This window comes from Stenotrophomonas sp. (assembly GCF_032066555.1).
Lineage (GTDB): Bacteria > Pseudomonadota > Gammaproteobacteria > Xanthomonadales > Xanthomonadaceae > Stenotrophomonas.
This window is the reverse complement of record NZ_DAMBKV010000025.1, coordinates 33,358-47,815: the sequence shown is the minus strand read 5'-3', so window position 1 is coordinate 47,815 and position 14,458 is coordinate 33,358. Positions and strand designations below refer to the sequence as shown.

Below are 14,458 nucleotides of genomic sequence, written 5' to 3'. Positions count from 1 at the left end.
CGAGGTCGAACATCGGCCGGTTCTGCTTGTCCACGATCTGGATGCGCAGGCCTTCGGGGGTGATGTCCAACAGCAACTGGTCCTTGAACGGCTCCAGCGCCTGGCTCTTGCTGATCGCCTCCTGCAGCTCCTGCTTCAGCGCCTCCAGGCGTTGCCTGTCGCGTTCGCGTTCCTGCACCGGCGTGGGCACGGCTTCCTGCTGGTTCTGGAAGGGATCATTGCTGTTGCCGCGCGACACATCGGTGGCGCCGCCCAGTTTGATCATCGAGGTGCTGGCGCCGCCAGGGCCGGCCATGCCCGGGGCAGGGGTGCTGCTGGTACCACTCAAGGGGCTGGGGTTGCGGAAGTATTCGGAGATTGCAGCGCGCTCGGGCTTGGTGGTGGCCGCCATCAGCCATAGCACCAGGAAGAAAGCCATCATCGCGGTGACGAAGTCGGCATAAGCCACCTTCCAGGAACCGCCGTGATGGCCGCCGCCCTGGACTTTCTTCACCCGGCGCACGATCACCGTGGGTTTGGTCTCGGTCATGGCACGCGCCTTACTTGACCGACTTCAGGTGCTGCTCGAACTCGCTGAAACCCGGACGCAGTGCCGAAGGCACGGTCTTGCGGGCGAACTCCAGCGCGATCTTCGGGTTGTAGCCACGCAGGCAGGCCAGCAGCGCGGTTTTCACTGATTCGTAGATGCGTGCGTCCTGCTCGGCACGGGCTTCCACCGCTGCTGCCAGCGGGCCGATGAAGCCATAGCCGAGCAGGATGCCGAGGAAGGTGCCGACCAGCGCCCCGGCCACGTGTGCACCGACTTCCTTGATGTCGCCGCCGATCGCGCCCATGGTGATGACGATGCCCAGCACCGCGGCGACGATGCCGAAGCCCGGCAGACCGTCGGCTACCTTGTTCAGCACGTGCGCAGGTTCCAGCGCTTCGTGGTGGTGCTTTTCCAGCTCCAGTTCCAGCAACGGTTCCAGCTCGTGCGGCTCGATGTTGGAGCCGATCATCAACCGCAGGCAGTCGGTGATGAAATCGAGCAGGTGGTGGTCGGCCAGGACCTTGGGGTAGTTGGCGAACACCGCGCTGTCCTGCGGGTTCTCGACGTGGTCTTCCAGCGCCATGAAGCCTTCGCGGCGGGCCTTGTTGAGCAGTTCATAGAGCAGGCTGAGCACGTCCAGGTAGTCCTGGCGCTTGTACTGCGGGCCCTTGAACACGCTGACGGTGGCCCGCAAGGTCTGCTTGACGGTCTTGAGTGGCGTGGCGATCAGGAATGCGCCCAGCGCCGCGCCACCGATGATGACCAGTTCGTAGGGCTGCCACAGCGCGGCCAGGCGGCCATGCGCACCGACGTAGCCGCCCAGGACAGCAAATATGACAACGAGCAGGCCGACGATGATAAGCATGGTGACAGACAAGGGATGGGGATATCCCGTTGTCGGCCGTCAGCGAAGAATCTGTAGCGCCGGGCGGCTCCTGTAGAGCCGAGCCATGCTCGGCTGAGGCTTTACCGGTAATGCTGCTCTGTAGAGCCGAGCCATGCTCGGCTGAGGCTCTACTGGCGATGCTTCTGCCGAGCATGGCTCGGCACTACAGGTGGTGCGCTTGCTCAGGCTGCGGGCTGGGATTCGGCGCCGCCGCGCTGCAGCGGGTCAGGGTAGGGCTGGCCATTGTCGACAAAGGCCAGCGACACCGAGTTCAGGCAGTGGCGTTCGAAGGTCGGCGGCGGGCCGTCCGGGAACACGTGGCCGAGGTGGCTGCCACACCGTGCGCAGACGATCTCGGTGCGGATCATGTTGTGGCTGGTGTCGCGGATCTCGCGTACATGTGCCGGTTCGAACGGCGCGAAGAAGCTGGGCCAGCCGGTGCCGGAATCGAATTTGGTGCTGGAGCGGAACAGCGGCAGTGCACACAGCCGGCAGCAGTACACGCCCTCGCGCTTGTTATCGAGGAACACGCCACAGAACGGCGCCTCGGTGCCGTGATGCAGCAGCACGCGCTGTTCCTCGCTGCTGAGGCCAGCGATCAGCGCCTCGCGCTGGGCGGTGCTGGGGGGAGTCAGGTCGAAAGCGGTCATGGCGTGGCATCCGTGGGACAGGTATTGATGGTGGGGGCGGGCCGCGGCCAGTCCAAGGTCGCATTCATGGCGGCGCAAGCCGGGCAGGTGCATGCTCGGCGAGTGGACGCAAAGGAGACGCTGATGAAGCTGAAGGGATATCTGGCGCTGGTTGTGCTGGCGGCATTGCCGGCGTTCGCACAGGCCCAGCTCGCACAACCGCCCGCGCCGACGGCAACGCGGCCGGTGACCTTGCAGGCGCCTTCGCCGCCCGCCAGCGCGCCGCGCGAAACGCCGCAGGATCCGGCGCGTCCGGAACCGTCGCGTCCGCCCAACAAACCCAAGCCGGTTCCGAAGCCGAAGCTGGTTGTGCCGCCGCCGCCGGCGCGGCCGATCTACGACAGCAAGGGCCAGTTGGCGCCGCATATGCGCCAGACCAGCCCGGGCCGGGTGCTGGACACGCGTACCAACCGCTATTACGACACCGTGCCCAGCGGCATCGGCCAGAAAGTGGTGCCCCCGCCGGTAGGCACGCGATGACCCTGTAGTGCCGAGCCATGCTCGGCAGAGGCTTCACCGATAGAGCCCACCCTGTAGTGCCGAGCCATGCTCGGCAGGGGCTTTCCAAGCCAACGTCAAAAGCACCCCTCCCCAGCCCTCTCCTTGACCTGCAGCCAAAGGGAGGGGGCGTAGTGCCGAGCCATGCTCGGCAATGGGGCTTTACCGGTAGAACCCCTGCCGAGCATGGCTCGGCACTACAGGGTGGGATTGCCGGTAGAACCCCTGCCGAGCATGGCTCGGCACTACAGGGTGGGATTGCCGGTAGAGCCCCTGCCGAGCATGGCTCGGCACTACTCGGCGATTGGCAGGCACAGGGTCTCTTTGACTTCTTCCATCACGATGTAGCTCTTGGATTCACGTACGTGCGGCAAGGTCAGCAGAGTGCTGCCCAGCAGTTTGCGGTAGGAGGCCATTTCATTGATGCGCGCCTTGAGCAGGTAGTCGAAATCCCCGGACATCAGGTGGCACTCCAGCACGTTGGGCAGCTTCAGCGCGGCGCGGCGGAATTCCTCGAAGATGTCGCCGGACTTGTAGGCCAGGCTTATCTCCACGAACACCAGCAGGCTGGCCTTCACCGAGGACGGGTCCAGCCGCGCGTAATAGCCGGTGATCACGCCTTCGCGCTCCAGCCGGCGCACCCGCTCGGTGCAGGGCGTGGTCGACAGGCCAACGCGCTCGCCCAGCTCGGTGAAGGAGATGCGCCCCTCCTGCTGCAGGATGCGCAGGATCTTGCGGTCGATCTTGTCCAGTTCGCGGCTGCGGGTGGCCATGGCGGCTCTGCTTTTGATGAACGAAACGGGAAATTAACCTGATTCGGCAAGCTAATACAGGGAAAACAACTGGCTGACCCTGAATATACTGCGCCGTTCCTAGCCCCTGCCGTCCCGTGTGCAGGGAATGATGTGGTCCGGAGAAAGAAAATGCGCGTTCTGGTGCTTGGCAGCGGTGTGATCGGCACGACCAGTGCCTGGTATCTGCGGCAGGCCGGCTTTGAGGTCACCGTGGTGGATCGGCAGCCGGCCCCGGCGCTGGAAACCAGCTTTGCCAATGCCGGCCAGCTGTCCTTCGGCTATACCTCGCCGTGGGCGGCACCGGGCGTGCCGTTCAAGGCGATCAAGTGGCTGTTCGAGGAACACGCGCCGCTGGCGATCCGCCCCACCGCCGACATGGCCCAGTACCGCTGGCTGTGGCAGATGCTGCGCAACTGCACCTCGGCCCGCTATGCGGTCAACAAGGCGCGCATGGTGCGGGTGTCCGACTACAGCCGCGATTGCATCAACGAGCTGCGTGCGGTCACCGGCATCGACTACGAAGGCCGTCAGCTGGGCACCACCCAGCTGTTCCGCACCCAGCAGCAGCTGGACGCCGCCGCTCAGGATATCGAGGTGCTGCGCGAATACGGCGTGCCCTACGAAGTGCTGGACCGCCAGGGCATCGCGCGGGTGGAACCGGCGCTGGCCGGCAAGACGGAGATGCTGGTCGGCGCACTGCGCCTGCCCGAAGACCAGACCGGCGATTGCCAGCTGTTCACCACCAAGCTGGCCGCGCTGGCCGAAGCCGCCGGCGTCGAGTTCCGTTTCGACCAGGACATTGCCTCGATCCAGCGTGACGGCGACCGCATCACCGGCGTGCGCATCAACGGCAAGCTGGAAACCGCCGATCACTACGTGGTCGCACTGGGCAGCTATTCGCCGCAGCTGCTGGCACCGCTGGGCATGCAGCTGCCGGTGTATCCGCTGAAGGGCTATTCGCTGACCCTGCCGATCACCAATGCGGCGATGGCGCCGAACTCGACCATCCTCGACGAGAGCTACAAGATCGCCATCACCCGCTTCGAGGACCGCATCCGCGTTGGCGGCATGGCCGAAGTAGCCGGCTTCGACCTGTCGCTGGAGCCGCGTCGTCGCGCCACGCTGGAGAAGGTGGTCAAGGACCTGTATCCGGATGGCGGCGACCTGTCGCAGGCCAGCTTCTGGACCGGCCTGCGCCCGGCCACCCCGGACGGCACGCCGGTGATCGGCGCAACACCGTATCGCAACCTGTTCCTCAACACCGGCCACGGTACCCTTGGCTGGACCATGGCGGCGGGCTCGGGTCGTTACCTGGCCGACCTGATGAGCGGGAAGCAGCCGCAGATCAGCACCGAAGGCCTGGATATCTTCCGCTATGGCAAGGGGCAGCACTGATGCGCCCGGCACAGGCACTGATCGACCTGGAGGCCCTGCGCCACAACTACCGCCTGGCCCGCCAGCTCGGTGGCGGCAAGGCGCTGGCGATCATCAAGGCCGATGCCTACGGTCATGGCGCGGTGCAATGCGCGCGCGCGCTGCAGGACGAGGCCGATGGCTTTGGCGTGGCCTGCATCGAAGAAGCCTTGGAACTGCGCCAGGCTGGCATCCGCGGCCCGATCCTGCTGATGGAAGGCTTCTTCGACGCGGCCGAACTGCCGTTGATCGTCGAGCATGATTTCTGGGTGGTAGTGGCCACGTCCTGGCAGCTGGAGGCGGTGGAGGCGTTCAAGACCGATGCCACGCTGCGTATCTGGCTGAAGCTGGACAGCGGCATGCACCGCCTGGGCCTGTCGCCGGAAGAATTCCGCGATGCGCATGCGCGCCTGAGCGCGTTGCCGCAGGTGGGTCCGCTGGTGCTGATGACCCATCTGGCGCGCGCCGATGAGCTGGACAGCAACCGCACCCGCGAACAGCTCGATGTTTTCGTGCGTGCGACGGAAGGTTTGGCAGGTGAAACCAGCCTATGCAATTCGCCGGCACTGTTGGGCTGGCCGGACGTGCGCAGTGACTGGGTACGCCCGGGCCTGATGCTGTACGGCGCCGATCCGCTCTATCCGCAGCCCAGCCCGCATGCGGGTCAGCTGCGGCCGGTGATGACCCTGCAGTCGCGGGTGATCGCGGTACGCGAACTGGCTGTCGGCGAGCCGCTGGGTTATGGCGCACGTTTTGTGGCGGAAAAGCCGACCCGGGTGGGCGTGGTGGCGATGGGCTATGCCGATGGCTACCCGCAGTTCGCCCCCAATGGCACGCCGGTGCTGATCGACGGCGTGCCCGGGCAGCTGATCGGCCGCGTGTCGATGGACATGCTGACCGTGGACCTGACCGATCACCCGCAGGCCGCGCGTGGCAGCATCGTGCAGTTGTGGGGCAATGCGCCGACCATCTCGGAGCTGGCACCGCGCTGCAATACCAGTGCGTATCGCCTGCCGTGCAGCCTCAAGCGCACGCCGCGGGTGTATTTGTCGGCGTGAGGCCTTTACTCCCTCCCTTGCGCCGTAGGCGGAGGGGAGGGCTGGGGAGGGGTTGGCTCTTTGCTGATGGGGTGCCGGTAGAGCCTCTGCCGAGCATGGCTCGGCACTACCGGTGAAACAGATGCGCCGGCAAAGCCTCTGCCGAGCATGGCTCGGCACTACAGGTAAAAAAAGGGCCGCATTGCGGCCCTTTCTGTTTCCATCAATCCCGGATCACAGCCCGGCAGTACTGCGATCGCTCTGCAGCTCGCGGCGCAGCCAGTCATTGAGCATGCGCTTCTCATAACGCAGCGGATCGGTATTGCTGGGCAGGCTGCTGTTGAGCAGGTAGCCGGTGTCGGACAACTTGCGCTCGCCCTGGTCGATGACCTGGCCATTGGCGTCGGTCAGGGTGAACTGCAGCTCGATCCGCGGCGGATAGATGTCGCGCATGATGCGCACATCATCCAGGCGCGGGCCGTGCCACGGCTCGTAGTCGCCGGCGCGCTTGATGTCGGTAATGGTCACGTCCAGTTTCTGTCCGGGCTGCAGCTGCTTGCTGGCCTGCTTGCGAAGGTGTTCGGCCAGGTCCTCCACCCAGTTGCCACGCTGCGCGTCCCAGCGGTTGCGGCTGTAACGCAGCTCGGTGAACTGGCTTGGATCGGTCCATTGCACCTGCACCGGGCCTTCGACGTTCAGGGCGTGCGGTGCCTGCGGATCGGACACAGTGCGGGGCTTGGCATCGGCACCGCCAACAGCCAGCAGGCAGGCCAGCGCAAGTCCGGTAACTGTCAGGGTTTTCATGACGTACTCCTGAGGACTTTGATGCTGGAAGTGTGCAACTGACACTCCTACGCTGCAATGAATCCAGTGCCAGTTCGCAACAGCGGATTGCGCGATGGTTCATCATCACAGGGTGTGGATGCTTGCTCGCCCAGACTGGCCACCACGTCCCACCCCCTCTTTGCCGCGCCCCCGCCTTCAGCCCATGCCCGCTCCCCGCCCGGACTCCCACCTGTCGTTGCTGTCCCTGGATGAAGAGGATCTGGAAAGCTCCAGCCTTTATCGGGAGGTATTCAACGCGGTGGCCAGCGGTTTCTGTGTGATCGAGCTGGTGTTCGAGGACGGCGCCGCGGTGGATTTCATCTACCGCAAGGTCAATGCCGGTTTCCAGAAGGTGACCGGCCTGAGCAATGTCACCGGTCGGCGCGCGAGCGAGGTGGTGCCGGCGATGGAGGCCGATTGGTTCCAGGCCTTTGGGCGGGTCGTCAGCGAGGGTGGGATCAGCCAGTTCGAGCGCCAGGTGTCGGAGCCGTCGCGCTGGTATTCGGTGGAGGCGGTCCGCATCGGCGCGCCGGAAAAACACCAGGTGGCGGTGTTTCTGTTCGATATCTCCGCACGCAAACGCATTGAAACCGAGCTGGCGGAAAGCGAGGCCCGTTTCAGCGCCTTGGCGGACGGCCTGCCGATGCCGGTCTGGGTGGTGGATGACCTGGGCCAGCTGCGCTTCGTCAATACCGCGTTCTTCACCTTCTTCGGCTTGCCGGCCGATCAGGATCTGGGCCCTGATCCCTGGCAGCGCTTCCTGCACCCGGATGAGCGGGCGTCATTCGAGTACGAGCTGCAGGCGGCCTTGAACGGCCGTACCGAGCTGCACACCAACACTCGTGTGCGCCGCCACGATGGGCAGTGGCGCTGGTTGGAAATGAACGCCGTGCCGCGTTTCTCGGCCGATGGCCGCTTCATCGGCCTGGCTGGCAACAGCCCGGATATCACCGAGCGCCGCGAGATCGAGATGGCACGTGAAGACCTGCTCACCGCCGAGCGCGTAGCGCGCAACGCGGCCGAAGGCATGGCGCGGATGAAGGATGAGTTCCTCGCCACCTTGTCGCATGAGCTGCGCACGCCATTGACCACGGTGCTGGGCTGGAGCGAGTTGTTGCTGCAGCGCATGGAGGACGATCACCCGATGCGTCGCGGCATGGAAGTGATCGCCAGCAGTGCGATGACGCAGAAGAACCTGATGTCGGACATGCTCGACCTGAGCAGCATGTTGCTGGGCAAGGTGCAGCTGGAGGTGGAGGTCCTGGATCTTTGCGAGCAGCTGCGCGAGGCGGTCCGCGCGCAGGAGCTGGTGGCCGAGGGCAAGGCGCAGACCGTGGTGCTGGACCTGCCCGAGCTACCACAGCCGGTACTGGGCGATGCCACCCGTCTGCAGCAGATCCTCGGCAACCTGCTGTCCAACGCAATCAAGTTCACGCCGGTGGAAGGGCGCATCGAGATCAGCCTGCTGCACGAAGCCGGGCACCTGGTGGTACAGATCAAGGACGACGGCGACGGCATCGCGGCGGAGTTCCTGGAGCATCTTTTCAGCCGTTTCAGCCAGGCCGACAGCACCACCACCCGCCGTCACGGTGGCCTGGGGCTGGGCCTGGCCATCGTCCAGCAGCTGACGGAGTTGCATGGCGGTACCGTCTCTGCGGCCAGCGCCGGGCCGGGGCTGGGTTCCACGTTCCGCGTGTGCCTGCCGGAGTTCCAGGCGCAGAAGGCGGCGCGCCACCCGCGCCGGCGCGTCCAGCGCGGCCGCATCGGCGAGCAGGTGGTGGTGCCCAATGCCCTGCAGGGCCTGCGCGTGCTGGCGGTCGAAGACCAGCTCGACATGCTCGGCTACATCCGCCGCCTGCTGGAAGAGCAGGGTGCGTCGGTGGTCACCGCCGGTACTGCCGCCGAGGCGTTGGAACTGCTGGACCTGCGCGGGCATACCGCGTTTGATGTGCTGATCAGCGATATCGGCATGCCGGGCATGGACGGTTATGGGCTGATCCACACCCTGCGCCAGACCCTGGGGGTCAGTGGCGAAGAACTGCCGGCGGTGGCGGTGACCGCACTGGCGCGGGCCGATGACCGGCGTCGTGCGTTTTCCTCGGGTTTCCAGGGGCATCTGGCCAAGCCGTACAGCGTGGCTCAACTGATTGCGGCGATCCGCGATGCGCGTTTGCCGCGCTGAAATAGTTGGTTCTTCTCTCAACTGAAGGTGAAAGATCCGATGCCAGGGGACGTGCAGCGGATTGCGGGTGACTCAAATGCTCTGTGGATGGGGCAGAAGATGTGGGAGCGGCGTGAGCCGCGAAGCTCAGGGTGCTGACGCTGCTGGCATCTGCCCCATCTGCGGATGCACCTGCTTCGCGGCTCATGCCGCTTCCTCAAAATCTTTGCACGGATTTCACGCGGAAAAACGCTACTGTGACGGTGTTCACTCATGGACGCTGCCATGCCCCTGTACGCGCCCCATGTTTACTCCGACCCGATGCTGATCGCATCGCTGGAGGCCTTGCTCGGCGAGTTGCCGGAGCAGGCCCGGGTCATGTTGGTCCTCAAGGATGGCAGCCGCGTGGCTGGCACGGTTACCGCGCAGCCGGCGTTGCAGCACTTCGCGGACCATAACGAGGAGCCAGGGGTGAATGCGACGGTGCGTCTGGAAGACCTGCTACGGGCCTGCCAGCAGCATGTGGTGTGGCTGGACAGCGTATTGCAGGTACTGCACCTGCCGCCCGCCGAGCCTTGAGGCGGCGTCTGGCCAGAGCCCATTCAGCTGCGCGGGGCCGGTGATCGGGGTCGGCCCGGTAGAATGGCGGGCCCTGCTAGACGAATGACCGGCATGCCTGCTCCGCACGACGCTCCGTTGGAAACCCTGTTCCTCCCGTTCTCCAAGGCTGGCCTGCGCTGGCCACAGGGACCGGTGCTGTTCCTGCGCGCGCGCGATGGTTGGCCGCTGCGCGAGTATGCAGACAGTAACCAGTTGGTCTGCGCACAGAGCTTCCGCCCGTTTGCCGAGGCGCTGCAGCGTAGCGGCTGGGAAGTGCGCGACGAGCAGGCACTGGAGCAGTCCGACGAGCGTTACGCGCTGGTGCTGGTGCTGCCACCGCGGCAGCGCGACGAAGCCCGCGCGCTGTTCGCGCAGGCGCTGGGCAAGCTGGCCCCGGGCGGCATCATCCTCGCTTGCCAGTCCAATAACGAGGGCGCCCGCTCCGGTGAAAGCGACCTGCAGCAGTTGGCGGGGCTGGGCGGCACGCTGACCAAGAACCACTGCCGCGCCTACTGGTCGCTGCCGGCCGAAGGCCAGCACGACGCGGCGCTGTACCAGCGCTGGGCGGCACTGGATGCACCGCGCAAGATCGTCGACGGCCGCTTCCTGAGCCGCCCGGGCGTGTTTGCCTGGGACCGTATCGATCCGGCTTCGGCCCTGCTGGTCGAGCAGCTGCCCGCGGATCTGGCCGGCCGTGGCGCCGACCTGGGCGCCGGCTGGGGCTATCTGTCGGCCGAAGTGCTGGCACGCTGCCCCAAGGTCACTGCGCTGGATCTGTACGAAGCCGAGGCGCGTGCGCTGGCCCTGGCCCGCCACAACCTGGCCGACGTCGGCGAGCGGGTGAAGCTGGATTTCCGTTGGCAGGACGTCACCGCCGGTATTGATGGCCGTTACGACTTCGTCGTCTCCAATCCGCCGTTCCACACCCCGGCGCGCGAAGACCGGCCCGACATCGGCCGCCGCTTCATCGCCGTGGCCGCGCAGTCGCTGCGTCCGGGCGGGCAGTTGTTCATGGTTGCCAACCGCCATCTGCCCTACGAGCAGATCCTGACCGAGAGTTTCGGTGAAGTGCGGGTTGCTGCCGAGCGTGATGGCTTCAAGGTCATCGTCGGCACCCGGGGCCGCGCATGAAGCTGGTCAAGCACATCGCCAACCTTGGTTACGGCAGTCGCAAGCAGGTCCAGCAGATGTTCCGCGAAGGCCGCATCACCGATGCACAGGGTGATGTGCTGTATGCCGACGACAAGGTCGAGCACGACAATATCCGCATCGATGACGAAGTGCTGGACCCGCCACCTGGCTTGACCCTGATGCTGCACAAGCCGGCTGGCTACACCTGTTCGACCAAGGACCAGGGCAGGTTGATCTATGACCTGCTGCCCGATCGCTTCCGCGACCGTGATCCGGTGCTGTCCAGCGTGGGCCGGCTGGACCGCGACACCTCGGGGCTGCTGCTGATGACCGATGACGGCCAGCTGCTGCACCGCATCGTCTCGCCCAAGTCGAAGCTGGACAAGGTCTACGAAGCGCAGCTGGCGCAGGATCTGGACGGCAGCGAAGGTGCACGTTTCGCCAGCGGCACGCTGCTGCTGGAGTCGGACGACAAGCCCTTGCTGCCGGCCGAGCTTGAGGTGCTGGGTCCACGCGCCGGGCGCCTGACCCTGCACGAAGGCCGCTACCACCAGGTGAGGCGCATGTTTGCCGCGGTCGGCAACCACGTGCAGGCGCTGCACCGCTCGCGTATCGGCGGCCTGGGGCTGGGCGATCTGCCTGAAGGCCAATGGCGTCAGCTGGACGCCGCCGACCTGGCCGTGTTGTTTGGAGAAAAGGCGTGATGGAATTGCGTTTCCGCCCGAAGGCGGTGGTGTTCGACATGGACGGCCTGATGCTGGACAGCGAACGCGCCTTGATGGGCTGTCTGGAACACACCGCACAGCAGCATGGCTATGTATTGCCGCACCCGCTGTTGCTGTCCCTGATCGGCTCGTCCGATGCGACCACCCGGCAGAAACTGGCCGACGTGCTGGGTTTCGAACGTACCGATGCACTGCTGGCCGCTTCCTATGCACGCTATGCCGGCATCGTTGATGCCGGTGTGCCGCTGCGGCCGGGCATCATCGAGTTGCTGGAACTGCTGCGTGAGCACGAGATGCCACGTGCGGTAGCTACCGCCACCCGTTCACCGTTGGCCCAACGCAAGCTGGAGGCGGCCGGGCTGCTGCCGTATTTCCAGTTCGTTGCCACCAGCAGCGATGTTGCCCATTCCAAGCCGGCCCCGGACATCTACCTGCACGCCGCACGCGGCCTGGGCGTCCCTCCCGCGCATTGCCTGGCATTGGAAGATTCACCCACCGGTGTACGTGCCGCTTTGGCCGCCGGCATGACCACGATCCAGATTCCGGACCTGTTGGAGCCGGACGAAGAGGTGCGCGGCTACGGCCACCACATCACCGCCTCGCTGCACGATGTGCGCGAGCTGCTGCAGCAATGGCTGCCGGTAAGCGCAGCCTAGGCCTCACCGTAGTGCCGAGCCATGCTCGGCAAGGGGCTTCACCAGGAATGCCGCAGCCAGACGTTCCACCTGTAGTGCCGAGCCATGCTCGGCAGAGGCCTTGCCGGTAACGCCTCTGCCGAGCATGGCTCGGCACTACATTGGACATTACCGGTAACGCCCCTGCCGAGCATGGCTCGGCACTACATTGGACATTGCCGGTAACGCCTCTGCCGAGCATGGCTCGGCACTACAGGTGCATCTCTCAGGCGTTGCCTTCACCGCCGCCCAGCACCCGATGCCAGCCTTCCACGCCCAGCTTGTCCAGCGTGGCGATGTTGCGCTCGACAATCACATCCGGGTCGGGGAAAGCGGCCACCGCGCGCTCCACGCTGTCTTCGCGCAGCAGGTGCAGGGTCGGGTAGGGCGAGCGGTTGGTGTAGTTGCTCACGTCATCGGCAGCAGCACCGGCGAACTGGTACTGCGGGTGGAAACTGGCCACCTGCAGGATGCCCTGCAGATCCAGTGCTTCCACCGCCGCGTCCGCGTTCTCGAGGAAGTCGTTGTAGTCCAGGAAATTTTCCAGCACGTCCGGATGGATGATCAGCGTGGTGTCGATCTGCTCGGCCGGGGTGTCGCGCAACAACACCAGCTCCTCGGCCAACTGCTCCAGCAGCGCCTCGGGCGTGCTCGCATCGCTCAGCACGAAACGCACCTGCTGCTTGACGTAGACGGCCTTGGCGAACGGGCACAGGTTCAATCCGATCACGGCCTTCTCCACCCAGTTGCGGGTGACGGCGATGGGATCGATGGCGGCTTCGTCGTTCATGGCTGGTTCGTTCATGGCTGGCGCTTGGGCTGGCAGGGCAGGCGATTGTAGTGGCCAACCACGTCGGCTGCCGTGCTGGTGTCATCGCGGTGACGTTCACTGTCCACAAACTGGACAGCATGCATTGTTGAAATCCCCATGCTTTCAGCGGCTTGCAAGGATCTCGCCGGCGGCTAATAGGCAGCTGCCGGGCGCAGGTATTCAATGTCGGCACAGACCCCGCCAGGAGTACAGGCAATGGCAGAACAGGTATTTCTTCCCCCCGCGCTATGGGCAGGCAAGCAGTTTGATGGTCAATGGCAGGCCGGCAGCAGCCAGCAGGATGTGATCGAGCCGGCCACCGGCAAGGTGCTGGGCAGCATTGCGATGGCCGACCCGGCGCAGATCGCGCGCTCGGCCGCAGCCGCCGCCAAGGCACAGCGCGACTGGGCCAACGCACCTTATGAAACCCGCGCGCAGGTGCTGCGTCGCGCCGCGCAGCTGGCCGATGAACACGCTGCCGAGATCATCGACTGGCTGGTGCGTGAGTCCGGTTCAACCAGGCTCAAGGCCGGCTTCGAGAACAAGGTAAGCACCAAGGCCCTGCACGAGGCCGTCGCGCTGCCTTCGCGCAGCGTTGGCGAGATCCTGCCGTCGGCGTCGGGTCGGTTGAATCTGGCGCGACGTCGACCGCTGGGTGTGGTCGGAGTGATCTCGCCGTTCAACTTCCCCTTGTACCTGGCGATGCGTGCCGTTGCGCCGGCGCTGGCGCTGGGCAATGCGGTGGTGCTCAAGCCGGATCCGCGTACGGCGGTCTGCGGTGGATTCGTGATTGCGCGCCTGTTTGAACTGGCCGGATTGCCGGCGGGTGTGCTTCACGTGCTGCCTGGCGATGGTGCCGCCGGTGCCGCGCTGACCAGTGATCCCAATATCGCCATGATCCAGTTCACCGGCTCCACCGCTGCTGGTCGCAAGGTTGGTGAAGCAGCCGGTCGGCACCTGAAGAAAGTGTCGCTGGAACTCGGCGGCAAGAACGCGCTGATCGTGCTCGACGATGCCGACATCGACCTGGCTATTGCCAATACCGCCTGGGGTGTCTACCTGCACCAGGGCCAGATCTGCATGGCCACCGGCCGCGTGCTGGTCCAGCGTGGCATCTATGCGCAGTTCCTCGAAAAGCTCGTCGCCAAGGCGCAATCAATCACCGTCGGTGATCCGGCGCTTGCCGATGTCGCGCTGGGCCCCTTGATCAACGCACAGCAGCGTGACCATGCCGCGCGCGTGGTGGCCGAGGCGGCAGCGGCCGGGGCGACACTGGAAACCGGCGGCACCTATCAGGATCTGTTCTTCGAGCCCACCGTGCTCAGTGGCGTGGACAAGACCAATCCTGCTTTCCGTGAGGAGATCTTCGCACCGGTGGCGGTGGTGGTGCCGTTCGACAGCGATGAAGACGCCGCAGCGTTGGCCAACGACACCGAGTACGGCCTGTCGATGGCCATCGTCTCCAGCAATGTTGGCCGTGCCCTGAAGCTGGGCGAACAACTGCACACCGGCATCCTGCATATCAACGACCAGACCGTGAATGACGAGGTCGTCAATCCGTTTGGCGGTGTCGGTGCCTCCGGCAATGGCAGCAGCATCGGCGGCCCGGCCAACATCGAAGAGTTCACCCAATGGCAGTGGCTGACCATCAAGGGCGAAGCCCCGGCCTATCCACTCTGAACAGG

General features: G+C 65.2%; 15 protein-coding genes. 9 read left to right on the top strand and 6 right to left on the bottom strand.

What is annotated here, in order from left to right; translation table 11 throughout:
* The 3 genes from RT131_RS18515 to msrB form a co-directional block, all read right to left on the bottom strand.
* Positions 1–529, bottom strand: a 529-nt coding sequence (locus RT131_RS18515; protein WP_313174337.1) for a flagellar motor protein MotB, incomplete at its 3' end; no start/stop codon positions are given.
* 10 nt (positions 530–539) lie between these two features.
* Positions 540–1,394 (bottom strand): flagellar motor stator protein MotA, encoded by an 855-nt coding sequence (gene motA, locus RT131_RS18510; protein WP_057626758.1) that lies wholly within the window; start codon positions 1,392–1,394, stop codon positions 540–542.
* 203 nt (positions 1,395–1,597) lie between these two features.
* Positions 1,598–2,065: a peptide-methionine (R)-S-oxide reductase MsrB gene (gene msrB, locus RT131_RS18505; RefSeq protein ID WP_313174333.1), complete on the bottom strand. Its 468-nt coding sequence runs from the start codon at positions 2,063–2,065 to the stop codon at positions 1,598–1,600.
* Positions 2,066–2,188: 123 nt separating this feature from the next.
* Here msrB and RT131_RS18500 point away from each other — a divergent pair, with 123 nt between their 5' ends.
* Entirely contained in the window at positions 2,189–2,584 is a 396-nt protein-coding gene (locus tag RT131_RS18500; protein ID WP_313174331.1) for a classical arabinogalactan protein 4, read from the top strand.
* 311 nt (positions 2,585–2,895) lie between these two features.
* Here RT131_RS18500 and RT131_RS18495 read toward each other — a convergent pair whose 3' ends face one another.
* A complete protein-coding gene (locus RT131_RS18495; protein WP_057626761.1) occupies positions 2,896–3,375 on the bottom strand; it encodes a winged helix-turn-helix transcriptional regulator in 480 nt (159 codons plus the stop codon).
* A gap of 150 nt (positions 3,376–3,525) precedes the next feature.
* Here RT131_RS18495 and RT131_RS18490 point away from each other — a divergent pair, with 150 nt between their 5' ends.
* Both RT131_RS18490 and alr read left to right on the top strand, forming a co-directional pair.
* Positions 3,526–4,791: a D-amino acid dehydrogenase gene (locus RT131_RS18490; RefSeq protein WP_313174330.1), complete on the top strand. Its 1,266-nt coding sequence runs from the start codon at positions 3,526–3,528 to the stop codon at positions 4,789–4,791.
* A complete protein-coding gene (gene alr / locus RT131_RS18485) occupies positions 4,791–5,867 on the top strand; it encodes an alanine racemase (RefSeq protein WP_313174329.1) in 1,077 nt (358 codons plus the stop codon). Before RT131_RS18490 ends, alr begins: the two co-directional genes overlap by 1 nt.
* Before the next feature lie 213 nt (positions 5,868–6,080).
* On the opposite strand, the gene RT131_RS18480 is transcribed toward alr, so the two are convergent.
* The gene (locus tag RT131_RS18480; protein WP_313174327.1) at positions 6,081–6,650 is read right to left on the bottom strand and encodes a DUF3016 domain-containing protein; all 570 of its coding nucleotides are present in this window, start codon (positions 6,648–6,650) and stop codon (positions 6,081–6,083) included.
* A gap of 184 nt (positions 6,651–6,834) precedes the next feature.
* On the opposite strand from RT131_RS18480, the gene RT131_RS18475 reads away from it, so the two are divergent.
* The 5 genes from RT131_RS18475 (at position 6,835) to RT131_RS18455 (ending at position 11,944) form a co-directional block, all read left to right on the top strand.
* On the top strand, positions 6,835–8,853 hold the full coding sequence (locus RT131_RS18475; protein ID WP_313174326.1) for an ATP-binding protein: 2,019 nt from the start codon (positions 6,835–6,837) through the stop codon (positions 8,851–8,853).
* Between the two features lie 264 nt (positions 8,854–9,117).
* The gene (locus RT131_RS18470) at positions 9,118–9,411 is read left to right on the top strand and encodes a DUF3247 family protein (RefSeq protein ID WP_313174324.1); all 294 of its coding nucleotides are present in this window, start codon (positions 9,118–9,120) and stop codon (positions 9,409–9,411) included.
* A 93-nt stretch (positions 9,412–9,504) separates the two neighbouring features.
* Positions 9,505–10,563: a methyltransferase gene (locus tag RT131_RS18465; protein ID WP_313174322.1), complete on the top strand. Its 1,059-nt coding sequence runs from the start codon at positions 9,505–9,507 to the stop codon at positions 10,561–10,563.
* On the top strand, positions 10,560–11,267 hold the full coding sequence (locus RT131_RS18460; RefSeq protein WP_313174320.1) for a 16S rRNA pseudouridine(516) synthase: 708 nt from the start codon (positions 10,560–10,562) through the stop codon (positions 11,265–11,267). The genes RT131_RS18465 and RT131_RS18460 overlap by 4 nt, the downstream gene beginning before the upstream one ends.
* A complete protein-coding gene (locus RT131_RS18455; RefSeq protein ID WP_313174338.1) occupies positions 11,267–11,944 on the top strand; it encodes an HAD family phosphatase in 678 nt (225 codons plus the stop codon). The genes RT131_RS18460 and RT131_RS18455 overlap by 1 nt, the downstream gene beginning before the upstream one ends.
* A 244-nt stretch (positions 11,945–12,188) precedes the next feature.
* Here the strand turns inward: RT131_RS18455 and RT131_RS18450 are convergent, their stop codons facing one another.
* Entirely contained in the window at positions 12,189–12,767 is a 579-nt protein-coding gene (locus RT131_RS18450) for a DUF1415 domain-containing protein (RefSeq protein WP_313174318.1), read from the bottom strand.
* A gap of 222 nt (positions 12,768–12,989) precedes the next feature.
* Here RT131_RS18450 and RT131_RS18445 point away from each other — a divergent pair, with 222 nt between their 5' ends.
* Positions 12,990–14,453, top strand: coding sequence for a benzaldehyde dehydrogenase (locus RT131_RS18445; RefSeq protein ID WP_313174316.1), 1,464 nt, complete (start codon positions 12,990–12,992; stop codon positions 14,451–14,453).
* Positions 14,454–14,458 lie beyond the last annotated feature (5 nt).